We start from the raw sequence: 21,568 nt of genomic DNA on the forward strand, positions 1-21,568 counted from the left end.
GGCATAGGTGATGGGCAGGTAGACGCCATTTTCCTTGTGCCATTGAGCGGGCTCGGCAGCGCAGCGTGTGGCTGTCATGAACATGAGGGCCGGCAGGTTTTCTGCCCCGACAATAGTGGATAAATCAATCTGCATGGCCCGGTACTCCCCTCCGTGCTATCAGGATTGCTACAAAAGCATGCTCATCGCTGCTCAAAAAACGGCAAAATATCAGCCAGCTTCCCGATATACCACAGAGCAATATGCCGCAGCCACGGGCTTTCGTCTATCTGAATTGGATGCATTGATGTGCAGGCGAAATCGCTATAGCACTAACAGTTGCGGAGAATTTCTGCAATACTGCGCCCCGCGCCAACGGCAGCTGGCGGATTATCCGGTTTGATCAGGAGCAGGGAAGAGCATGGCAATGAAATATATTACCGATGACTTGCGTATCAGCGGCATGAGCGAAATAGCGTCGCCGGCACAGGTCCATAGTGAATATCCGATCTCGGAAGCGGCTGCACGCACTACCCATGATACGCGTGAAGCGATCCATCAAATATTGCATGGTGACGATGATCGTTTGCTGGTCGTGATCGGCCCGTGTTCGATTCATAATCCGGATGCTGCGCTGGAATATGCACGTCGCATCAAAACAATGCGCCATGAATTGGGTGAAGACCTGTTGATTGTCATGCGCGTCTATTTTGAAAAGCCGCGCACAACAGTCGGTTGGAAAGGGCTGATTAATGATCCCAATCTGGATGAGTCATTCGAGATCAATAAAGGGATTCGTCTGGCGCGGAAACTGTTACTCGATGTCAATGAAATGGGAGTGCCTGCCGGTACTGAATTTCTTGATCTGATTACGCCGCAATATATTGCCGATCTGGTCAGCTGGGGTGCAATCGGTGCACGTACGACTGAATCACAGGGCCATCGTGAGCTGGCCAGCGGTTTGTCCTGCCCGGTCGGCTTTAAAAACGGCACCAATGGCGGATTCCAGATCGCCATTGATGCGATAGGTGCAGCCACCCACCCGCATGTATTCCTGTCTCTGACCAAGGAGGGTCAGTCGGCGATTTTTTCAACTTCCGGAAATGAAGATTGCCATATCATTCTGCGCGGCGGCAAACAGCCGAATTACGATGCTGAAAGCGTGGCACGGGCAACTGCGGATCTGGAGGAAGCAGGCTTGTATCCTTATCTGATGGTGGACTGTAGTCATGCCAACAGCAGCAAGCAGTTTAAGCGACAGGTGGATGTAGGACGCGATCTTGCCGCCCAGCTGGCAGCGGGAAACAGGCATATCGCCGGCGTGATGATTGAAAGTCATCTGCATGAAGGGCGGCAGAATGTGGTGGCAGGTCAGCCACTCGAGTTCGGCATCAGCATTACCGATGCATGCCTTGGCTGGGAAGATTCAGAAGCGTTGTTGCGGGAGTTGGCCGAAGCGGTGCGCAAGCGCAGACAGGCGGCCAGAGATTTGTGATGGGTAAGCCGTGAGGAGTTTGGTGTCAGGAAAACCCGCACCTCACTCCTCACGGCTTATTATTATGCCTCTTCTTTCTTTTGCGCTTCGTTCACACGCAGTGTGCGGCCGGCATAATCGTTACCGTCAAGCTGTTTGATGGCCGCGTTGGCGCCGCCTGTGTTCATCTCTACAAATGCATAACCTTTGAAACGCTTGCTGCGCCTGTCCTTGACCATGCGGATATCAATCACTTCGCCGTAAGGTGCGAACAGGTTTTTGATATCGTCCTGACCGGCATTAAACGGCAGGTTGCCGACATACAGGTTGCTGGTTGCACTCTCTGCCTTGCTGGCGCTGTTGCTTGCTGCTTTTGGCGCCAGTACGACCAGAAACCCGCCGACCAGACAGCCGATCAGCAGGCCTGTTGCAAAAATAGAGCCGACCGGGCTGTTTCCTATCCCGAGAGGGCCGGCGCTATAATAGCCTGCCAGTGACAATACCAGTGCAGCCGCGAACAATTTAATAAAGCAGGAAAAACTCATCTTATCTCCTTATTGATTTACTTCGTGGCACTGGCCGCCAATGATGCCAAAAAATGAAGCAATACGCACGAAGTCAACGTTGCAAGGTGACGAGAAGGCAGGAGTTGTTAGCATGGCGGCATGAGTAGAAAAGTGATCCCCATCCTGGCTGAAGCAGAGGGCGAACCCCTTACTGGCAAGCCTGCGTGGCTGAAGGTGCGTGCACCGATGTCACCTGAATACAAATCCATCGTGAATATGATGCGCGAGCTCAAGCTGAACACGGTTTGTGAGGAGGCTTCCTGCCCCAATATCGGCGGCTGCTGGAAGCAGGGTTCGGCCACGTTCATGATTCTGGGCAGGGTCTGCACCCGCACCTGCGCATTTTGCGATGTGGCAACCGGCAGACCGGACCCGGTCGATGCGGATGAGCCGCTCAATCTGGCCAAAGCGGTAGCCCAGATCGGCTTGAAGCATGTGGTCATTACCTCGGTCGATCGCGATGATCTGAAAGATGGCGGCGCAGGTCACTATGCCACGGTAATTCGCGAGCTGAAAGCGCGCCAGCCGGAAGTGACGATTGAGATTCTGACACCGGACTTTCAGCGTAAACCCGACTCCTGCCTTGATACGATTATGGCGGCCGGTCCCGATATCTTTAACCATAACCTCGAAACCGTACCGCGCCTGTATCGCTCGGTACGACCGGGTGCGCGTTATTTCACCTCCCTGCGTCTGTTGCAGCGTGCCAAGGAGGTCGATGCCAATGTGGTGACAAAATCCGGCATCATGGTGGGGCTTGGTGAGGAGCGTGATGAAATCCTGCAGGTCATGGATGACATGCGTGAAGCCGGGATTGATATCCTGACCATCGGTCAGTATCTCCGCCCGAGTGAGAAGCACCATCCGGTGATGAAATACTGGACGCCGGAAGAGTTTGACGAGCTGAAATATCTGGCCGAGAAGAAAGGCTTCGGCATGGTCGCATCCGGTCCGCTTGTACGCTCATCTTTTCATGCCGATGAAGTCTTTGCGGCGCTGAAGCTGAAAAATGCCGCTCGCGCTGGTAGCAAAGGCTGAATCGGCGCCCGCCAAGTGCTACGGTATTGGTGATCAACTGCTGAATAGAAGAGGGTGATCAATATGCTCGATTACGCCGAATACATCAAAATATTTATTGGTCTGCTGGCCATTGTGAACCCGCTCGGAGCAATACCGCTGTTTATCAGCATGACTGCCGGAGAGAGCAGCAGCCAGCGTCGCCAGACGATCAATCAGGTGGGTATCGGGGTGATGCTGATTCTGTTGGTATCGCTGTTTTTCGGCGAACCGATTCTGCATCTGTTCGGCATCACCATTGACTCGTTCCGGGTTGGCGGCGGTATTCTGGTTTTATTGATGGCTATTGCCATGTTGCACGCCAAAACCAGTCCGATCAGGCAAACCGATGAAGAGGCTGACGAGTCGATCGACAAGGAGTCCGTGGCCATAGTGCCGCTGGCCATGCCGCTGCTGGCCGGGCCGGGAGCCATCAGTACCGTGATCCTGGCGGCGCACAAGTCAACCGGTGTTGTCCATTATATGACAGTCGCGCTGGGCATTATTCTGTTAAGTCTGGTGGTTTGGGGCGTGTTGCGACTGTCGCCGTGGATAGAGAAGCACATCAGTGCGACCGGGATTAATATATTCACGCGTATTATGGGACTGATACTGGCCGCGATTGCAATAGAGTTTATTGCCAATGGCATGAAGGGGCTGTTTCCGGCGCTGGCGTGATTGGCCGGCGCGTCTGTGTAGCGCATGACCGTTGAATTTACTGCTGCTACAATGGCGCAGAGTCGAGTAAGTTGTAAAGTCATCAGATGAGGGAACGCAAATGCCGTATACTGCTCAACAGATCACTGAAGAACTGGCCATGAGTCATCTGGGATTAAAAAACCTGGAAAGCGTATACTGGAATCTGCCCACGCCCAGCTTGTATGAACATGCCATCCGAAAATGCGAGGGGCATCTTGCACATCTGGGGGCGCTGGTTGTGCGCACTGGCCACTTCACCGGTCGGGCGGTGAAAGACAAGTTCATTGTTGATGAACCTGGCAGTCACGACAAGGTCTGGTGGGGTGAGTTTAATCGGGCCATGCCGGAGGATCATTTCGATGCGCTGCTGGAGCGCGTGCGTCGTTATATGGATGGCAAACAGGTCTATGTTGAGGATTGTCTGGTCGGAGCCGATTCGAAGTATGAAAAGCCGGTGCGGGTAATCACGCAGGATGCATGGCACGCCCTGTTTGCCAGAACCATGTTTGTGCGTCCGGTGGATCTCGGTCGCGAACTGGTCATTACCGAGCCGGATTTTACCGTCATTCATGTGCCGCATTTTCATGCCATGCCGAGCATCGATCACACCAACTCCGAGGCATTCGTGGTCTTGCATCTGGGGCGTCGTATTGCGCTGATTGGCGGTACGGCCTATGCCGGCGAGATCAAGAAATCCATATTTACCATCATGAATTATCTGCTGCCCGATGAAGATGTATTGCCGATGCATGCCTCGGTGAATGTCGGCGATGATCCGGAGGATCTGGCGATCTTTTTCGGCCTCTCCGGCACAGGTAAAACAACGCTCTCATCGGATCCCGAGCGTAAATTGATCGGTGATGATGAACATGGCTGGAGTAGTCAGGCGGTGTTTAATTTTGAGGGTGGCTGCTATGCCAAGGTGGATCACCTGTCACAGGAAAAGGAGCCGATGATTTATTCGGCAACCAAGCGTTTCGGCTCGATCCTGGAAAATGTGGGCTTCGATATCCGGACGCGACGGGTGGATTTTGACGATATCACACTGACGCCGAATACGCGTGCAGCCTATCCGATTCAGGCTATTCCCAATGCCATTTATCCCGGCGTCGGCGGGCAGCCAAGAAACATTGTGATGCTTACGGCCGATGCCTTCGGCGTACTGCCGGCACTCTCGCGGCTGACACCTGAGCAGGCGATGTACTATTTTCTGCTCGGCTATACGGCCAAAATTCCGGGTACTGAAGCCGGTGTGACAGAGCCGTCGGCAACATTCAGCCCCTGTTTCGGTGCGCCGTTTATGGCGCGGCACCCGGCTGTTTATGCACGTATGCTGGGGGAGAAGATTCGCAAGGGTAATGTCCGCTGCTGGTTGCTCAATACCGGCTGGAGCGGTGGCCCGTACGGCGCCGGCGAACGTATGGATATAAATCTGACGCGTACGCTGTTGACCGGCGCTCTCTCCGGTAAACTCGATGATATCAAGTACCAGCGTCACCCGATATTCGGCCTGCAGATGCCCGAGGCGCTGGATCCGGTCGCGACATGGTCCGATCCCGATTTGTATACGGAGACGGCAGAGCGGTTGGCGGCCCGTTTCAAGGAGGCGTTCGCCGGATTCGAGGGAGATGTACCCAAGGAAGTCCGGCAGGCAGGGCCGCACTGATGGATATCTGTTTCTCTTTTATGAATCCCGATGCGGATAGCGCTCTGCAGCCGGTTAGGCGCAGAGGTTTTGATCTGGGTTGGGTCAAGGCTGCCGGGCCTGTTTCCATGCCGGATGCGGCAGCGGTTGTGGCAGGCTGGCAGCAGGATCAGGCGGCACTGTTGCCGGGCATGATCAATGTGAATCCGTTCCGGGAGGAGATTGCACAGGCACATCATTTGATGGCGCAGGTGCTGGAGGCTGAGGAGGTGGGGCCGTTTTTCGATGCGGAGCCTTATCTCTCCCGCCTGCAATATCTGCCAATGCTGGCCACTTCTGCTGAAGAGCATGACAAGCAGGGCATTGAAAAACTCTATTTCGATGCCGAGCAGGACGATGGTGAAATTATCGCTGAAGGGCTGTGGTGCAAGGCATCGTGGCTCTCCTTTCACGATGATGATGCGTCATTGCGGTTCCGTTTCTCCTTCGGCATGGAAGGCTTTGAAGATGTGGCGGCAGACCCGCTCAAACAGCAGTGGGCCGGCAAGCTGTGCGATGCATTGTTTCCGGAGTCAGCAGCCGTAACTGAAGATGCTGCGGTGCTGAATCTGTTAACAACGGTGCTGGGCGGTGACGCGGCGTTTGTTGAGCGCATTGTCTATTTCAATGCACCCAATGGCGGCGCACAGATGCATCACGATGTCGAGCGCGGCCATGACGGCGTGATTTACGCGCAGTTAAGCGGTTCCACCTTCTGGCTGGCGCTGGCAAAACCGCTGTTGATGGACGAGCTGACTGCCTTTGTTGCCGACCCTGCCTATAGCGATGCAGTCAGGTCGGTATTGCCAGATCAGACGGAGCGCGATGAGCTGGCTAGGCTGCTGCAGGATCGGGTCGCGCTGGCCGAGTATATGGAGGAGCCGGATCATGAACTGGTGGAGGCGATCATGGATCGCTCTGCCGCCTTTACCGGCTATCTGTGCGAACGCGGTTATGGCTATATAGTGAAGGCCGGAGATGCGTTGCTGATGCCGCAGCGTGATCTGGAAAGTTGTGTCTGGCATGCGGTGACCTGTCTGGGTGATGAGCCGGGCGAGGCTCTCTCTTTCGCCCTGCGCCGGAAAGCCAGCTGAAGCTCGGACTCAGCGGCCTGTGTCTGGTGTTATCGGTATTGTGCATGCCGCTAGTCCGGGGTGAGGAGAGTGCCGTGGTAACAGAGAAGAGCAATGCCCTGATCCACGAATCCAGCCCCTATCTGTTGCAGCATGCCCATAACCCGGTTAACTGGCTGCCCTGGGGTGAAGAGGCGTTTGCGCTGGCACGCATGCAGGATAAACCGATCTTCCTGTCGATCGGTTATTCCACCTGCCACTGGTGCCATGTGATGGAGCACGAGTCGTTTGAAGATCCACAAGTTGCCGAGGTGCTCAATCGCTATTTCATCGCCATCAAGGTGGACCGTGAGGAGCGGCCGGATATTGATGCGGTGTATATGCATGCAGCACAGTTAATGAACGTATCCGGCGGCTGGCCGCTGAACCTGCTGCTGACGCCCGATAAAAAACCGTTTTATGCAGCGACGTATCTGCCCAAAGAGGGGCGCTTCGGACGCATGGGACTCATCGAGCTGGCTCAGCGGGTCGGAGTGATGTGGAAGCAGGATCGGCAGCGGATAGAGGCCTCGGCGAATTCAATCAGCAGTGCACTGACCGATTCGATCGCTGTTGCCAAAACCGGTGCGATGGATATGGCTCTGGTTGATGCCGCGTATCGGGACACGGCGCAGCGCTTTGACAAAGGCAGCGGCGGTTTTGGCGGAGCACCACTGTTCCCGTCGCCGCAAAGGCTGCTGTTTCTGTTGCGTTACGGGATACTGAAAGATCAGCCGCAAGCCTTGACGATGGTGAAAGAGAGTCTGACAGCCATGCAGCGCGGAGGCATTCACGATCAGTTGGGTGGAGGCTTTCACCGTTACTCGACCGATGCCCACTGGTTGCTGCCGCATTTCGAGAAGATGCTCTCCGACCAGGCCATGCTGATGATGGCTTATGCGGAAGGGTGGAAAGCGACCGGAGATGCGAGTTTTGCGGCGACGGCACGAGATACCGCCGAATACCTGTTGCGTGATATGCGTGATAAACAGGACGGATTTTATACGGCTGAAGATGCCGATTCCGAAGGCGAGGAGGGGCGTTTCTACCTCTGGAGTGCGGATGAGATCCGGCACGCTCTCGGCAGGCGAGCCGATGCCTTTATGCAGGCATACGGGGTAGAGGCGGATGGCAATTTCAGTGATGAGGCCAGCCACGAAAAAACAGGGGCCAATATTCTGCATCGAACAGGGGAGATGGATCCGGCCGCTTTTGCTGCAGAGAGGGAAAAGCTGCTGGCATCTCGCGCCAAACGGGTGCGTCCTTTCCGTGATGACAAGGTGCTGGCCGACTGGAACGGGCTGACTATTGCGGCCCTGGCCATAACCGGGCGCATACTCGATGAGCCGCGATATATTGAGGCGGCAACAAAAGCGGCTGATTTTATCCTGCATAATCTGCGCCGTGATGATGGCTCACTGTTGCACCGCTGGCGCAGAGGCGAAGCCGGGATCGCAGGCCAGCTTGATGATTACACCGACATGGTTTGGGGGCTCACCGAACTGTATGAAGCAACCTTTGATGCCCGCTGGCTCAAGCAGGCGCTGGCGTTGAATCATATCATGCTCTCCCGCTTTAAGGCGGAAGGAGGCGGCTTCTATCAGGTTGAGCGGAGCGATGATCTGATTGCACGTCCGATGCAGGGGTTCGACGGAGCGTTGCCGTCGGGCAATGCCGTTGCCATGCATAATCTGCTGCGCCTCTCCCGCCTGACCGGCGATGCAGCACTGGCGAAACAGGCGGCGGCTGTTGCAGGTCATTTTTCCGACATGGCCGAACAGGCGCCATCCGGCCTGTTGCATCTGTTATCGGCAGAATTACTGGCCGAATCTCCGGGCAAGGAGGTGGTGCTTGTGGGAGATCGGAGCAGTGCGGGTGCCGGGGCTATGCTGGCCGTGCTGCATGAGCGATATCGGCCGAACACCGTTGTATTATGGCATGATGCACAGACGGAGGAGTTGGCGCCGTTTACGCGCGGTCAAAAAGCCGTGCAAGGCAAGGTGACGGTTTACGTCTGCGAAAATTATCGCTGTAAACTACCGAGCAATGCCCCGGCCGTGGTGCGTGAATTGTTGGATCAATAGCACTTTATAAACAGAAAAAAAGAGAGCAGCCCCGGTATGGAGGCTGCTCTCTGGTTTGACAGGACTGCTCTATTCCGACTTGTTGATATGCACGTCCATCTGCGGGAAGGGAATGGAGATGCCGGCGTCATCGAATGCCAGCTTCACTTTTTCAGTGACGTCGAATTTCACAGCCCAGTAATCACTCGAATTGACCCATGGACGCACGACAAAGTTGACACTGGAATCGGCCAGTTCAGCCACGGCAATCAGCGGAGCCGGATCTTTCAATACCCGCTCATCTGCCTCAAGAATGGATTGCATGATCTCTTTGGCTTTTTTGATATCTGCATCATAGCCGATACCAAAGACCATATCGATGCGGCGGGTAGTGCGGGCGGAGTTGTTGGTGATGTTGCCGCCGTAGATAGCGCCGTTGGGTACGATGATTTCACGGTTATCACCGGTTTTCATACGCGTGCTGAAGATGCCGATCTCTTCGACTACGCCGGATACGCCGCCTGCTTCAATAAAATGGCCCACCCTGAATGGGTGGAATATGATCAGTAGTACGCCGGAAGCAAAGTTCTGCAGTGAGCCCTGTAAAGCCAGGCCGACAGCCAGGCCGGCAGCACCGATCAGTGCGATAAAGGAGGTGGTGTTTACACCCAGCTGATCGAGTGCCGCGATAATAATGAGCAGCAGCAACAGCGCATTGAGAATGGAGTGGACAAAACCGACGAGCATGGCATCCATACCTGCCTTGTTAAGCATCTTGTCGACCAGATGCAGCAGTATGCGGGCAATCTTGCGACCAATGAAAAAGATGGCCAGCGCCATGGCGATATTGATCGCCCATGGTATTGCGTATCCATCCAGCAGTTCCTGGAAATTAAATGAGTCAGGCATGATACCCCCTCCCTTGATATTAACAGTCTTATGTTCAGTACTCTAATATGGAACTACCTTGCCATCAAAGGCAATAAACTGGCCGGGATCATAATCGCGGGCGGATGCAATAACGGCAGCCATGCCGGCAACCGAGGTGCTGACATCAATCAGGCCTGTCTGCTGTACCATGTCAGTTCTTACCCAGCCCGGATGCAGGGTTATGACATGTACCCCTTGCGGCGCCAGATCTACCGCCATGGATTTGGAAACGATGATCAGACCGGCCTTGGCAGCACGGTAGGCATAGGTGCCACCGCTGCTGTTATCGGCAGAGGAGCCCATCTTTGAGCTGATATTGGCAATGACGCCGCCATGGGCAAGGCGTGACTGCAGCCGTTGCACCACGCGCAAAGGGCCTGCGCAATCAATATTGAAGACTGCCAGCATATCGGCGGAGGTGATATTGGAGAGTGACTGGCCGTTCTTGCCGGGGCCGTAAATCCCGGCGTTATTGATCAGCAGGTCGATACGCTCAGGCAGTTTTCCTGTTGGTGGCTGGTCAGAGCCTACATCCCAGCGCAGCAGGTGTAGCTTATCGGAGGTTATATCGCTTAAGCCGCCGCAGTCCTCCCTGTGGCAGGCCCATACATCATGCCCTTGCTGTAGATAGTGACGGACAAAGCCGAGTCCGATGCCGCGCGCTGCGCCGGTAATCAGGATATGCATATCAAGCTCCATTGGCCTATTGAGTGTGGCAGCTGTTACCATTGCCGCATGGCAACCCTAACCCGGCATCGACCTCCACGGCAAAGCATGCCCGTTACCCTGAAGGGTACACGGGTTGATCGGCTGCTGTTGCTCTCCGGCGTTAGCCTGATTGCAGTGGCATGGCTTTTGATTCAGTCGTTCATGGCGAGCGGGCCGGCGGTTGCCGCTGTTTATCACGGTAAAACATTACTCGCCACTTATCCACTGCCGTTACCCGGACAACCGGCGATCCACTTCGATGCACATGGAGAGCTGGGAATATCGGAGATCGTTATTGATCAGGATGGCGCACGCATTGCTGCCTCCCCGTGTACGACGCAGCAGTGTGTGCTTAGCGGTGCACACCGCCATGCCGGTGATATGATCGCCTGTGTGCCCAACCGGATTCTGGTCGCGATTCAGGGCAGTGCAGAGGCTCGCTTCGATGCCATCGCCGAGTAATCGATGCTGATAACCGGAGAGAGGCCGGCTCTGCATGAGCTGGAGCAGAAGGGGCGCTGGCTGGCATTGCTGATGCTGGCCATCGGGCTGCATATGTTCGAGGCCTCGTTACCCAGTCTCGGTCCGTGGTTCAAGCTGGGGCTGGCCAACCTGGTGACGCTGCTGGCACTGATCTGGATGGGTCCGAAAGCGGCGGTGTTACTGGCAATCAGTCGTGTTGTGATCGGAGCTTTCTTTATAGGCACGCTGTTTACGCCGACCTTTATTATGAGCATGGCCGGAGCTCTCACTGCCGCCTTTGTCATGATTGCCGCCTGGCGCTGGCTGCCGGGTGTCAGCCTGATCGGGATCAGCCTGCTGGCGGCACTCGGGCATATGCTGGCCCAGTTTATAACCGTCGAGTCATTGTTTATACAGCAGACGGCTCTGTTTTACGCGCTGCCGCCACTATTGTTGCTCTCAAGCATCAGCGGCTGGCTAAATGGGGCGCTGGCGATGTATATTGCGGCCCGATTGCCATGAAGAAATATCATCTGAAACCTCAACAACGGCGTATAGCCGTTGCGCTGGCTGCATCCATTGCAGTGCATCTGCTGCTGGTTCTGTTTCTCGGCATGACGCATCATGAAACGCCGCTGGCGAAAAAAAAGGCGCCTCAGATTATGGATGTGGTGCTGCTTGATAAAGACAAAAAGGTTAACAAGCAGACGCCGAAAGATGCGAAAACCATTTCCAATCGCAATGCCACTGGCGGCAGCAAACAGGCAGAGGATCGGGTGACGCGTCATGCCAGAGCGCCGGTTTCCGGGCAGCAGCAGCGACCGAGGCCGGCTCCGCCGCCGCAGCCGAAAACACCGCCACCGCCGGCTCAGGAGCAGCGTACGCGTTTGCTTGCCAGACGGGGACCCACACCGGATATGAAACCCAAGCCGGTAAAAAAGAGTCCTCCGGTGAAACAGAAGAAGCCCGTAGTACCGGCCAAACAGGTTCCGCTCTCCAACCTGATGCCATCGGCGATGGCACTGTCGCAGTTATCGCGCGATTTTCAGCGTGAGCGCCGTATGAAGCAGAAGCTGAGCCGTGAAGCGGACATTCCGATCAATACCCGCCAGGCCAAATATGCACCTTATGCCCAGGCATTGGTTCGGGCGCTGGAAGAGCAGTGGCGGCCAGGTCAGGCCAGTTACGATAAATATCCCGACGATGCCAGGCGTTCGCTGATCAAGCTGACGATCGAACGTAACGGCGATCTGGCCGGCGTAGAGATACTTCACCCCAGTCCGATTGCCCAGATCAACGACAGCGCTGTTGAAGCGATTCATGCGGCGGCACCCTTTAAGGTGCTGCCGACCTCATGGGGACTGGATCGGGTCAGTTTTTACCTCACCTTCGAGGTGGTAGAGGACAAGCTTGTCTTCCATCCGATGTGATGCTCTGTTGGCATGGTATGCCCGCCATGCCCGCGATCTGCCCTGGCGGCATACGACAGATCCATACCGCATCTGGATCTCTGAAATCATGTTGCAGCAGACGCAGGTGAAAACGGTGTTGCCGCGCTATCTTGCGTGGCTGGATACCTTTCCGACGATCGAATCACTGGCAGCAGCATCTGCGGATGATCTGCTCAAAGCCTGGGAAGGTCTGGGCTATTACCGCCGGGCCCGCTTTATTCATCAGGCTGCGGCAACAATCATGGAGGGGTTCGAAGGACGTTTTCCGCGCGATTTTGACGATATTGTTTCATTGCCGGGCATCGGCCGCTCCACGGCCGGAGCCATCGCATCATTCTGCTACGGCGCATCAACCCCTGTACTCGACGGCAATGTGAAGCGGGTGTTGAAACGCTGGCATGGGCAGCCGGATGCGTCGGATAAGGCCTTGTGGCTGCTGGCGCAGCAGGCTATCAATATTTCCGGGAAGCCGGGGATATGGAATCAGGCGATGATGGAGCTGGGGGCGAGCGCCTGCTCAGCGAAGTCACCTGACTGCGGCGCTTGTCCGGTGAACGCGTTTTGTGCATCGGCATTTCAGGTGGAAGTATCTCAGGAGCGGCGCAAGGCTGTGCCTGTACTGGATGTTCACTGGCGCATTGACCTGCATATCTGCCCGATTAAAGGGATATGGCTTACTCAGCGTCCCGATGCCGGTATATGGGGCGGGCTTTGGACACCGCCGATTACCGAGCTGGATGCTCCACCTGTTGAAGCGCCTTCCCATATCCATCAGTTAACCCATCGCCGCCTGCATCTCTATGCATATCAGTGCGAATCCGAACCGGTTGGCGCCGGTCACTGGGTTCCCTCCATTGAAGGTTATGCACTGCCTACCGGTATTCACCGTCTGCTGGAGAAAGAGGTATGATCATTATCAGATATTGGTTCATTGCTTTTGCACTGCTGCTGCCCTTCACGGCATATGCGGCAAGCGCGCCATCCGGCATGGTTGTGGCGGCGCAGCCGGCTGCAGCCCGGGCAGGCATTGAGATGCTCAACAAGGGTGGCAACGCCTTCGATGCGGCGGCGGCAACGGCGCTGGCACTGGGTGTGGTGGAGCCGGGCTCGTCCGGTATCGGCGGCGGCGGTTTTTTCCTGCTCTATATCGCCAAAGAGAAGCGCTATGTGATGATTGATGCGCGTGAAACGTCACCGAAGCTGGCCGGTTACGGCCGGGTGTATGCAACACAATCCAGTATCGACGGTCCCGCTGCGGCAGCTGTGCCGGGTTTGCCGGCCGGGGTGGAGAGACTTGTCTCGCACTATGGAAAGCTTAAGCGCGCGGATATTGCTGCGCCGGCTATCCGACTGGCCAGATCAGGCTTTGCGGTCGGCGCCCGGCTGGCCAATATGATCCGGTGGCGTAGCAAAGTATTCAACGACAGCGCCCGCAGCATCTTTGACAAAAGCCGGGGTGCACTGATTCGGCAGCCGGCACTGGCCGATACGCTGACCCGCTTTGCCAGGGGTGGGGCGGAGGACTTTTATCGTGGTGAAACGGCAGGAAGACTGGTGGCCGATATGCAGCGCGATGGCGGCCTGGTCCGCCTGGATGATCTGGCAGCCTACCGGGCTGTTGAGCGGGAGCCCGTAACAGTTGACTATCACGGGTTCCATGTGGTTTCCGCAGCATTGCCGTCATCCGGCGGCATGACGCTGGCGCATATCTTCGGGCAGCTGCAGGGGGATGACCTGAAAGAGCTTGCGCCGGTGGATCGGGCTCACTTGCTGATCGAGGTAATGAAGCGGGCCTACCGTGATCGCAATGCCTATCTCGGCGATGCCGACTTTGTCACGATTCCGAAGGACTATCTCGATCCGCAGCGCTTACACAAACTGCGCGATTCGATTCAGATGGAGCGGACAACCCCGTCTAGCGAGTTGACCGGCTTTGCCGAGCCGATCGGCGCCAGCGTCGATACAACACATTTTTCCATTATCGATGCTGAAGGGAATATGGTGTCGGCCACGCTGTCGATCAATTACGGTTTCGGCTCGGGCTATGTGTCGCCCTCGACAGGTATTCTGCTTAATGATGAAATGGATGACTTCGCTACCAGACCGGGGCAGCCGAATGCCTATGGACTGGTGCAGGGAAAGGCTAACGGGGTAGCGCCCGGCAAACGCATGCTCTCCTCCATGACGCCAACCATTGTTATAGGCCCGAACCGCACATTCATTGTCGGCACCCCCGGCGGTTCGCGCATCATCTCGATGGTACTGCTGGCCTCCGTCGGCTTCATGATGGACGAAACCGCGCCGAAGGATTGGGTCAATGCACCGCGCTACCATCACCAGTTTCTACCCGATGTGGTGCAGTACGAGGAGGGGGCCTTCTCACCGGCGGTTGCCGCTGAACTGCGCAAGCGCGGCCACACGCTGAAACAGGTCAGCAGGCGGTACGGCAATATGCAGGCGATTTTATGGGATCGCCGTAGTGGCAGATTGACCGGTATCAGTGATGAGCGTGGAGAGGGTGCCGCTCTTCAACAGCCCTGAAGCAGCGCCTTTAATACAGCGCACCACGCACGCGCCAGATTCTCCCGATTATAACCGCCGCCGCCGAGTGCGATCAGTCGGCCATTACAGTACTCATCGGCAATAGTGCACAGGCGGCTTGCGACATGGGCATGGGCTGCCGGAGTCAGGCGGAGGTGGGTGATCGGGTCATTGGTAATCGAATCGGCACCGCACTGAAAGATAATAAATTCGGGCTCTGATCTACGGATGAGGGCTTCTGCATCAGGCCAGATACGCAGAATGTCTTCATCATTTGCGCCGGGTTTTAGCGGTATGTTTAACTTGCTTCCCGCAGCACATCCCACCCCTGTCTCATCGGCAGAACCCGTGCCGGGGTAGAGATGAGCGCCATCTTCATGGATATCAATGATGCAGAGATCGGGATCTGCTTCGAATGCGTAAAACACCCCGTCTCCGTGATGGGCGTCGATATCGACATAGGCAATTCGCCTGATGCCGTATTTGCTGCGTAATGTTTCGATCAGGGTGCCAGCATCGTTAAATACACAGAAGCCTGCAGCGCTGTTACGCCGGGCGTGATGCAGGCCGGCAATCGGGATAAAACAGCGCCGGTGGTGTCCGGTGAGGGCCTCTTCTGCCGCAGCGAGTACCGTGCCGACGACGGTTGCGGCAGCTTCATATACGCCTGTAAAGGCCGGGGTATCACCGTAATCGAGAAAGCCCTCACCCGATATGGAAAGCTCAATTACGCGTGTTACATATTCGGGCGTATGAAATCGTTCAATGGCTGCACGTGTAGCCATGACAGGTGCAGTCATTGATACGTGTTTATGCAAGCCCTGTCGCAGAGCCTCATGCCAGAACGCATTCATGCGATCCGGCCCGAAGGGGTGTCCTTCCCCGAAACCGTAGGCAGCCAGCTCCGGCCCGATATAGACCAGGGGCGGAGGCATTTTTGACGGATTCACAGCGACCCGGAGCCGGCCTATGTGTCGGGGCTGATTTCTTGTTGTTGCATGGATGCTTCAATCTTCTGGCGCCCGCCCATGCGCCATAGCACATAGAGGCCGGGCAGGGAGGAGAGTGTCAGGACAATAACCCATAGTGCTGCCATCGCCGCTGCGGCAGCCTGATCGCCGCCGAAGTAGGCGACAAAACCGACATAGCCGGCCTCACGTACGCCAAAGCCGTTGAGTGAGATCGGCAGCATGGAGACAACGGCGACCAGCCCCACCATGACGGCATAGGCCGGCCATGCCATATGCAGGCCGACGGCAAGGCCCAGAAACACATGTGCCTGAATAATGATCATTTGAAATACAAAAGAGAGGGGCATGCTCTGCCACCACATGCGCTGAAAGTGGCTATCACGCAACGGCAGGGCTTTCAGTTTTGCCAGCCGCTCGGGCAACCAGCCGGTCAGCATGGGTAGCAGGGGCATGGCGATCCACATACCGGCAACCAGCGCCAGCCAGCCCCACCACCACCAGATTCCCGGCAGTGTAACCATCGCCATACAGAGCGTAAGCAACAGCAGCAGTGCATAGAGTCCGTTGACCCGGTCGAGAATTACGCTGGCCGCTGCAGTGACGCCTATGCCTGCGCGTCCTTCCCCTTTGGCCAGCAGGATGCCTCGTATGACATCACCGCCGATGGTCGATGGCAGGAAGAGGCTGGCGAACATGCCGAGGAAATAGAGGCTGATTTTCCGGCGGCGTGACACAACAATGCCGAGTCCGTGTGAGATCCAGGCCCAGCGCAGGCCGCACAGGGCATAACCGGCAATCACCAGAATCAGGGCTGAGACCAGCCATGCCGGATTAATGGCGATCAGACGGGTCCAGACATCGCTCATATCAACCGTGCGAAAGATAAAGGTCAGCAGGCCGACCGTCAGGCTCAGTTTGAGCAGGAATAACAGGTGGGATTTCTTCGCGGACATGCGTAAACGTAGCACAGGCGATTGGCGCAGAGAATCAATTTCAGCCATCGATTTTTGAGGATGCATCCTCGCCTCGACTATTATGACCTGTATTTGTGAATAATGCAGGCTAGATTGCGCGATATGCAAACTCCGTCGCTCAATCCGCTTCCCACCTGGTTGTTCTGGGTCTGGGCTCTCCTGACACTGGCCACGCTGGGGCTGGCTCCGTTATTTGACTATGACGAAACCATCTATGCGCAAACCGCTGTCGATATGATGCGTCACGGTGAATGGGTTGTACCAACCGCCAACGGCATGCAGTTTTTTGAAAAGCCACCGTTTACTTATTATATGATGGACCTCTGTTTCAGCATCTTCGGAGAAAACTCCTTTGCAGCGCGACTGCCCTCGGCCCTGTTCAGTTTTGCGACCGGGATGCTGCTGTTTCATTTCGGCACCCGCCTGCACAGTCGTCAATTCGGTCTGATCGCCGCCGCGATTTTTCTCAGCATGTTGGAGGTCGGCTTCCTCGCACATGCCGCAATTCTTGATGCCGTGCTGAACTGTTTTGTTGCCGCGAGCCTGTTGAATTATGCGCTGTGGCTACATGGAGGTGAGCGCCGGCATGCACTCTGGGCTGCCGCGATGATGGGCGTTGCGGTCAGTATCAAGGGGCCGGTTGGCGCTGTGGTGCCGATGATGGTGATTGTTGGTGAGCGGCTGCTTTCGGGAAACCTGCGCAAGCTGCTGGTTGATATCCCCTGGTTAACGGCGCTGCCGCTGTTTCTGCTGGCGGCAACACCCTGGTATCTGATGATCCTCATCGAGCACGGGCCGGGATTCTTATATGAATTCATCTGGGTGCAAAATATCGGACGGGCAATGAATCCGATGCAGGGGCATGGTGGTGGCTGGCACTATTATCTTGTGGTGTTTGCAGTCTCCGTACTGCCGTGGCTGGCGGTCGTGCCATGGGCATACAGGCAGGCCTGGCGTGACCGGCGAGGCGACGATGCGCTGAGCTTGCTGGCCAGGCTGGGGCTGGTCATGACGGTGCTGGTGATTGTGTTGTTCACCCTTGCCCAAACCAAACTGCCGCACTATATCTCATCTATTTATCCGGGAGTTGCCCTGTTGCTCGCGGCTGTATGGTTGCGCGCGGCACCCGATGATATCAAGGCTTCGCGCATGGTGCGCATGACGCTGGTGTTGCTGGTGCCGGTTGCGCTGCTGCTGCTGGCGATGCCGGTGCTCTATCCGTGGCTGCAGACACTGCCGCATCATCCGCGTGCGGTGGCGATTGTGGCCCAGCATATCACGCCCACTGCAGTTGTTTCATTCTTTGGCCTGTTGCTGCTGGGTTGTCTGGTCTGGCTGGCCCGCCAAGCCACTGCAGCGCGGCTGCAGGCCGGGCTGATTGTTACCGGTATGGTATTGCAGTTTAGTCTGTTGATCGGGGTGGGTACGTTTGTTGGTAAACTGATGCAGGCTCCGACCATGGCAATGGTTGATGTCATACACCAGCAGCCTGCGTCAATGCCGCTCTACAGTTATAATCTCAATGCACCGTCTGTCTCTTTCTATTCCGGTCGTAATTATACACAGCTGCTGGGCGCTGCCGGCGCCAAAGAGCTGAAGCAGAGCAAGCCGCCTTTCATGTTGATGCTGCGTAGCGAGTCGCGCAAGGAGTTGCCATGGCTGAGTGGTCTGAAGCCGGCCATTGAGCAGGGCGGGTTTTTGCTCTACCTGATGAAGGAGGGAAGATGAATCTTTCAGTCATCATACCTGCCTTCAATGAAGAGAATCGCCTGCCAGCGACGCTGGCAGATGCGCATGACTGGCTGTCAGCCAATATTCGGGACGGCTTTGAAATCGTGGTTGTCGATGACGGCAGCAGTGATGCCACGTCAGAAAAGGTGCGTGCGTTGATTGACGGTATGCCGGAGCTACGTCTGCTGCAACAGCCGCAGAATCGGGGCAAGGGTGCGGCTGTGAGGCGCGGCATGCTTGAGTCAGTTGGTCAGGTTCGGCTGTTTATGGATGCAGACCACGCTACTCATGTTTGCGAAGTGGCAAAGGTGCTGCCGGTGATGGCTGCCGGAGCCGATGTCGTGGTTGCATCACGTCAGCATCCGGACTCCGATATTGCGCAGCATCAGTCGTGGCTACGCGAGCATATGGGGCAGGGTTTTAATCTGTTGATGCGCGTGATGGTGGGGCTTGATATGCAGGATACCCAGTGCGGGTTCAAAGCCTTTACGGCGGAGGCGGCCGAGGCCATTTTCAGCCGCCAGCAGCTCGATGGATTCAGCTTCGATGTGGAAGCCCTGTTTCTGGCCAATGCGTTGGGACTTGAAACGGTGGAGATTCCTGTACGTTGGGTGAATGAGCCGAATTCGAAGGTGCGTATGCTGATGGATCCGATCAAGATGTTCATGGACCTGATGCGTATCCGTCGCCTGCATCGCTCTGATCCGACGCTGCATCTGTAAAGCAGAAACAGGCGGTGGGGCTGAGACCGCTTACAGATACGGACTCGGAAGCCCGTAGAGAGAAAGCGGCACTGTCCCTCTGTGCGACAGGCCTCTTTCCTGATTCGGCACGCCAAGTCATATTTTCTGTTAATTATGTATATATACAGGTGCCATCAGCAACAGAGTATTGTTACCTATGTGCTTGGACTACTCTGTTGCCAATGTATATAAACCGTTACAACTGTACATTTCAGGACGCGATTGTTCATTCTTTGTTCGTACAAAGAACGAACCAAGAAAAACGCCCCGAAACCAGCCTGCCCTACGGGTTCCCGGTCCTGCATACTCAAAATCGGTCGCTGCCCTGCAGCTTTCCCCGATTTTGAGTATTTGTCCTGGCAGCCTGCTAACGGGGGGCAATAACCTTGCATAGGAAAGGCAGCGGTAGTGTTGTGTATCAGTGGCGTTACTCTACGATCTATTCGCTGTTCTGCGCGGTGTCGGTTATGTCTAGATCAGCGGTGACGAGACAGTAAGCAGCAGGCGGACTGCGACGGCAGTCATCAGTGCGATGCCGATAGAGAGGGCAATGGAAAACAGCGCCTCTTTTCGCCCGATCACCTTCAGCATGACGGCGAAGGTGGAGATGCACGGGATATAAAACAGCAGGAATACGAGAAAAGTGGCAATCTGGGTGCTGCTGAGAACTTGCCCTACCTCAAATGTACCCAGCGCCTGATAAATCATGACCAGTGACAGCTCCTTGCGCAGTACGCCGAACAGAATGGGAACGCCGAGCGCTGCCGGCAGGCCGAGCATCCAGCCGGTAACAGGGAGCAGGGCCATATTGACCCAAGTATCAAAGCCTGCATATTGCATCAGAGCCAGCACAATGCTGCCGCCGACGAGCAGTGGCGTGACAATGGTCAGAATATCGCGTGTTCGCTGCCAGGTGGCTGAGGTGACTGACTGCCACTGCGGCCATGCGTAGGCGGGAATCTCCTGAATGATGCCCGGGCTGAGTGCAGGATAACGACGCGATAACAGCCGGCCGAGCCCTGCGATCACCAGCATACTTAACAGAAACAGTGCAAAGACGCCGGCTGCACCCAGATATTTGGCTCCGAGTGCAAGCACCACGGCTGAGCGGGCAGAGCAGGGAACGAAGGTAATGAGCAGTGAGGATACGACACGGTCGCGGCTGTTTGTCAGCCCGCGGGTAGCGGCGATAGCGGGGACATTGCAGCCCAGACCGAGCAGGAATGGCACAGCCACTTTGCCATGCAGGCCGATAGCATGGAAAAATCGATCCACGACGAAAGCGATCCGGTGCATGATGCCTGACTCCTCCAGCATCACCAGCATCAGTACCAGTGGTAACATATAGGGTATCACAATACCGATCAGTCCGATCAAACCATCAGAGATCGCGCGCCCAATCACGCCCGTCAACGTATCCGGCTGCCAGCCGGCGATCATTTCGGCGAGCCTTGCAGCCGATACGGCATCGAGTGCCTTGCTGACTTCGAACACCATGAACAGAACGGCGGCAAATACGGTCAGGCTGCCGATCAGTCCCCAGTGGGGATGCAGGAAGATCATATCCAGTCGCTCATCCCAGCCCGGCGCAGGCTTGTGTCTAACGCTGGTTACCGATTCGAACAGGCTGGCGGCGCGCTGATGCCGGTCGGCCTCTATCTCCACAGCTAACGGGCGGGGGAGTACGGTTGCGGCCTGTTGGTGCAACCGTTCAATATCAGGCAACAGGCACGGAAAGTGATCCGCCATCTCAGCCATAAAGTAGGGGTCACGCTCCAGCATATGCATATACAGCAGTGTGGCAGGTAGTGAGAATGCGGCATGGATATCTGAATTGTCTAAAGGGCGTCGGAGTACCTGTTGCATGCGCTGCAACCATGGCTGCAGGGCGCCGGGTAACTCCTGCTGCAGCGGGCAGACAGCTTGTTGCGCTGTTTCTATGACCTGGTCAAACAGTTCCGGCAGGCCATGTCCCTTTAGCGCCACGACTGGAATCACCGGCACGCCGAGCCGGGCAGCGAGTCTGTCCACATCGATGATAATACCTTTGCGGCGGGCCTCATCCATCATGTTCAGAGCCACAACGATCGGCAGCCCCAGCTCCGCAAACTCCATGGTCAATTCCAGGCTGCTGCCCAGCATGCTGGCGTCAATCACATGTACCAGTATGTCCGGTCGTGAAAAGGGGGTTGGCGGGTTGCTGTCTTCATGGCGAGTTACAAGCGGTCGCTGATCGCCCCACAACAGATATTTCAGTGACTCCAGATCAGCGCCATCCAGCCTGCGCAGTGAAGGCAATCCGGGCAGATCAACCAGATGTATTTCGTTGGCGCCTATCTGTACCGAGCATTCGGCCCAGGGTTTATGTGTGCCTGTCAGGTTGCCTGATCGATAGCTGGTGCTGGCAACGGCGTGAAAGATGGT

At 56.1% G+C, this 21,568-nt stretch carries 19 protein-coding genes; 13 read left to right on the forward strand and 6 right to left on the reverse strand.

Going from position 1 to position 21,568, the window contains the following annotated elements; all coding sequences use genetic code 11:
• The first annotated feature begins 400 nt into the window (after positions 1-400).
• On the forward strand, positions 401-1,474 hold the full coding sequence (aroG, locus tag SPV1_RS04615; protein WP_009849958.1) for a 3-deoxy-7-phosphoheptulonate synthase AroG: 1,074 nt from the start codon (positions 401-403) through the stop codon (positions 1,472-1,474).
• A gap of 62 nt (positions 1,475-1,536) precedes the next feature.
• Here aroG and SPV1_RS04620 read toward each other — a convergent pair whose 3' ends face one another.
• On the reverse strand, positions 1,537-1,998 hold the full coding sequence (locus tag SPV1_RS04620; RefSeq protein ID WP_009849959.1) for an RNA recognition motif domain-containing protein: 462 nt from the start codon (positions 1,996-1,998) through the stop codon (positions 1,537-1,539).
• A gap of 120 nt (positions 1,999-2,118) precedes the next feature.
• Between SPV1_RS04620 and lipA the strand changes: the two genes are divergently transcribed.
• From lipA to SPV1_RS04645, 5 genes are all read left to right on the forward strand, one after another.
• Entirely contained in the window at positions 2,119-3,057 is a 939-nt protein-coding gene (gene lipA, locus SPV1_RS04625) for a lipoyl synthase (protein ID WP_009849960.1), read from the forward strand.
• A gap of 63 nt (positions 3,058-3,120) precedes the next feature.
• On the forward strand, positions 3,121-3,753 hold the full coding sequence (locus SPV1_RS04630) for a YchE family NAAT transporter (RefSeq protein WP_018295038.1): 633 nt from the start codon (positions 3,121-3,123) through the stop codon (positions 3,751-3,753).
• 100 nt (positions 3,754-3,853) lie between these two features.
• Entirely contained in the window at positions 3,854-5,440 is a 1,587-nt protein-coding gene (gene pckA, locus SPV1_RS04635; RefSeq protein WP_009849962.1) for a phosphoenolpyruvate carboxykinase (ATP), read from the forward strand.
• Positions 5,440-6,552 carry a hypothetical protein gene (locus SPV1_RS04640; RefSeq protein ID WP_009849963.1) on the forward strand — a complete coding sequence of 371 codons (1,113 nt, stop codon included), beginning with the start codon at positions 5,440-5,442 and terminating at the stop codon, positions 6,550-6,552. Before pckA ends, SPV1_RS04640 begins: the two co-directional genes overlap by 1 nt.
• A 44-nt stretch (positions 6,553-6,596) precedes the next feature.
• Complete coding sequence (locus SPV1_RS04645) at positions 6,597-8,654, forward strand: thioredoxin domain-containing protein (RefSeq protein WP_009849964.1); 2,058 nt, start codon at positions 6,597-6,599, stop codon at positions 8,652-8,654.
• Positions 8,655-8,723: 69 nt separating this feature from the next.
• On the opposite strand, the gene SPV1_RS04650 is transcribed toward SPV1_RS04645, so the two are convergent.
• Together SPV1_RS04650 and SPV1_RS04655 are read right to left on the reverse strand one after the other, a co-directional pair.
• Positions 8,724-9,542: a mechanosensitive ion channel family protein gene (locus SPV1_RS04650; protein WP_009849965.1), complete on the reverse strand. Its 819-nt coding sequence runs from the start codon at positions 9,540-9,542 to the stop codon at positions 8,724-8,726.
• A 42-nt stretch (positions 9,543-9,584) separates the two neighbouring features.
• Complete coding sequence (locus SPV1_RS04655) at positions 9,585-10,250, reverse strand: SDR family oxidoreductase (RefSeq protein WP_040881475.1); 666 nt, start codon at positions 10,248-10,250, stop codon at positions 9,585-9,587.
• A 48-nt stretch (positions 10,251-10,298) separates the two neighbouring features.
• On the opposite strand from SPV1_RS04655, the gene SPV1_RS04660 reads away from it, so the two are divergent.
• Genes SPV1_RS04660 through ggt form a run of 5 tightly spaced genes read left to right on the forward strand, consistent with a single transcriptional unit; the run spans position 10,299 to position 14,725 of the window.
• Positions 10,299-10,733 carry a NusG domain II-containing protein gene (locus SPV1_RS04660; RefSeq protein WP_231288283.1) on the forward strand — a complete coding sequence of 145 codons (435 nt, stop codon included), beginning with the start codon at positions 10,299-10,301 and terminating at the stop codon, positions 10,731-10,733.
• A gap of 3 nt (positions 10,734-10,736) precedes the next feature.
• A complete protein-coding gene (locus SPV1_RS04665; RefSeq protein WP_009849968.1) occupies positions 10,737-11,255 on the forward strand; it encodes a Gx transporter family protein in 519 nt (172 codons plus the stop codon).
• A complete protein-coding gene (locus SPV1_RS04670; RefSeq protein ID WP_009849969.1) occupies positions 11,252-12,163 on the forward strand; it encodes a TonB C-terminal domain-containing protein in 912 nt (303 codons plus the stop codon). The genes SPV1_RS04665 and SPV1_RS04670 overlap by 4 nt, the downstream gene beginning before the upstream one ends.
• On the forward strand, positions 12,144-13,094 hold the full coding sequence (locus SPV1_RS04675; protein WP_231288284.1) for an A/G-specific adenine glycosylase: 951 nt from the start codon (positions 12,144-12,146) through the stop codon (positions 13,092-13,094). The genes SPV1_RS04670 and SPV1_RS04675 overlap by 20 nt, the downstream gene beginning before the upstream one ends.
• The gene (gene ggt / locus SPV1_RS04680; RefSeq protein WP_009849971.1) at positions 13,091-14,725 is read left to right on the forward strand and encodes a gamma-glutamyltransferase; all 1,635 of its coding nucleotides are present in this window, start codon (positions 13,091-13,093) and stop codon (positions 14,723-14,725) included. Before SPV1_RS04675 ends, ggt begins: the two co-directional genes overlap by 4 nt.
• Here ggt and SPV1_RS04685 read toward each other — a convergent pair.
• Together SPV1_RS04685 and SPV1_RS04690 are read right to left on the reverse strand one after the other, a co-directional pair.
• Positions 14,713-15,660 carry an acetoin utilization protein AcuC gene (locus SPV1_RS04685; RefSeq protein WP_009849972.1) on the reverse strand — a complete coding sequence of 316 codons (948 nt, stop codon included), beginning with the start codon at positions 15,658-15,660 and terminating at the stop codon, positions 14,713-14,715. The two genes, ggt and SPV1_RS04685, sit on opposite strands and share 13 nt — an antisense overlap.
• A 32-nt stretch (positions 15,661-15,692) precedes the next feature.
• Entirely contained in the window at positions 15,693-16,697 is a 1,005-nt protein-coding gene (locus SPV1_RS04690; protein WP_050754711.1) for a lysylphosphatidylglycerol synthase transmembrane domain-containing protein, read from the reverse strand.
• A gap of 75 nt (positions 16,698-16,772) precedes the next feature.
• Between SPV1_RS04690 and SPV1_RS04695 the strand changes: the two genes are divergently transcribed.
• Positions 16,773-18,398 (forward strand): ArnT family glycosyltransferase, encoded by a 1,626-nt coding sequence (locus SPV1_RS04695; RefSeq protein ID WP_231288285.1) that lies wholly within the window; start codon positions 16,773-16,775, stop codon positions 18,396-18,398.
• A complete protein-coding gene (locus tag SPV1_RS04700; protein WP_009849975.1) occupies positions 18,395-19,123 on the forward strand; it encodes a dolichyl-phosphate beta-glucosyltransferase in 729 nt (242 codons plus the stop codon). Before SPV1_RS04695 ends, SPV1_RS04700 begins: the two co-directional genes overlap by 4 nt.
• Positions 19,124-19,615: 492 nt before the next feature.
• On the opposite strand, the gene SPV1_RS04705 is transcribed toward SPV1_RS04700, so the two are convergent.
• A partial coding sequence (locus SPV1_RS04705) for a ferrous iron transporter B (RefSeq protein ID WP_009849976.1) occupies positions 19,616-21,568 on the reverse strand: 1,953 nt, incomplete at its 5' end.

The sequence above is a fragment of the Mariprofundus ferrooxydans PV-1 genome (genome assembly GCF_000153765.1).
Classification (GTDB): Bacteria; Pseudomonadota; Zetaproteobacteria; order Mariprofundales; family Mariprofundaceae; genus Mariprofundus; species Mariprofundus ferrooxydans.

What these genes read in the sequence shown, in the direction of transcription:
- SPV1_RS04700 (WP_009849975.1), top strand. Translation starts at nt 18,395, where the DNA reads ATGAATCTTTCAGTCATCATACCTGCCTTCAATGAAGAGAATCGCCTG.
- SPV1_RS04670 (WP_009849969.1), top strand. Translation starts at nt 11,252, where the DNA reads ATGAAGAAATATCATCTGAAACCTCAACAACGGCGTATAGCCGTTGCG.
- SPV1_RS04640 (WP_009849963.1), top strand. Translation starts at nt 5,440, where the DNA reads ATGGATATCTGTTTCTCTTTTATGAATCCCGATGCGGATAGCGCTCTG.
- pckA (WP_009849962.1), top strand. Translation starts at nt 3,854, where the DNA reads ATGCCGTATACTGCTCAACAGATCACTGAAGAACTGGCCATGAGTCAT.
- aroG (WP_009849958.1), top strand. Translation starts at nt 401, where the DNA reads ATGGCAATGAAATATATTACCGATGACTTGCGTATCAGCGGCATGAGC.
- SPV1_RS04695 (WP_231288285.1), top strand. Translation starts at nt 16,773, where the DNA reads ATGCAAACTCCGTCGCTCAATCCGCTTCCCACCTGGTTGTTCTGGGTC.
- SPV1_RS04655 (WP_040881475.1), bottom strand. Translation starts at nt 10,250, where the DNA reads ATGCATATCCTGATTACCGGCGCAGCGCGCGGCATCGGACTCGGCTTT.
- SPV1_RS04620 (WP_009849959.1), bottom strand. Translation starts at nt 1,998, where the DNA reads ATGAGTTTTTCCTGCTTTATTAAATTGTTCGCGGCTGCACTGGTATTG.
- SPV1_RS04685 (WP_009849972.1), bottom strand. Translation starts at nt 15,660, where the DNA reads ATGCCTCCGCCCCTGGTCTATATCGGGCCGGAGCTGGCTGCCTACGGT.
- SPV1_RS04630 (WP_018295038.1), top strand. Translation starts at nt 3,121, where the DNA reads ATGCTCGATTACGCCGAATACATCAAAATATTTATTGGTCTGCTGGCC.
- lipA (WP_009849960.1), top strand. Translation starts at nt 2,119, where the DNA reads ATGAGTAGAAAAGTGATCCCCATCCTGGCTGAAGCAGAGGGCGAACCC.
- SPV1_RS04650 (WP_009849965.1), bottom strand. Translation starts at nt 9,542, where the DNA reads ATGCCTGACTCATTTAATTTCCAGGAACTGCTGGATGGATACGCAATA.
- SPV1_RS04645 (WP_009849964.1), top strand. Translation starts at nt 6,597, where the DNA reads ATGCCGCTAGTCCGGGGTGAGGAGAGTGCCGTGGTAACAGAGAAGAGC.
- ggt (WP_009849971.1), top strand. Translation starts at nt 13,091, where the DNA reads ATGATCATTATCAGATATTGGTTCATTGCTTTTGCACTGCTGCTGCCC.
- SPV1_RS04660 (WP_231288283.1), top strand. Translation starts at nt 10,299, where the DNA reads ATGGCAACCCTAACCCGGCATCGACCTCCACGGCAAAGCATGCCCGTT.
- SPV1_RS04690 (WP_050754711.1), bottom strand. Translation starts at nt 16,697, where the DNA reads ATGGCTGAAATTGATTCTCTGCGCCAATCGCCTGTGCTACGTTTACGC.
- SPV1_RS04665 (WP_009849968.1), top strand. Translation starts at nt 10,737, where the DNA reads ATGCTGATAACCGGAGAGAGGCCGGCTCTGCATGAGCTGGAGCAGAAG.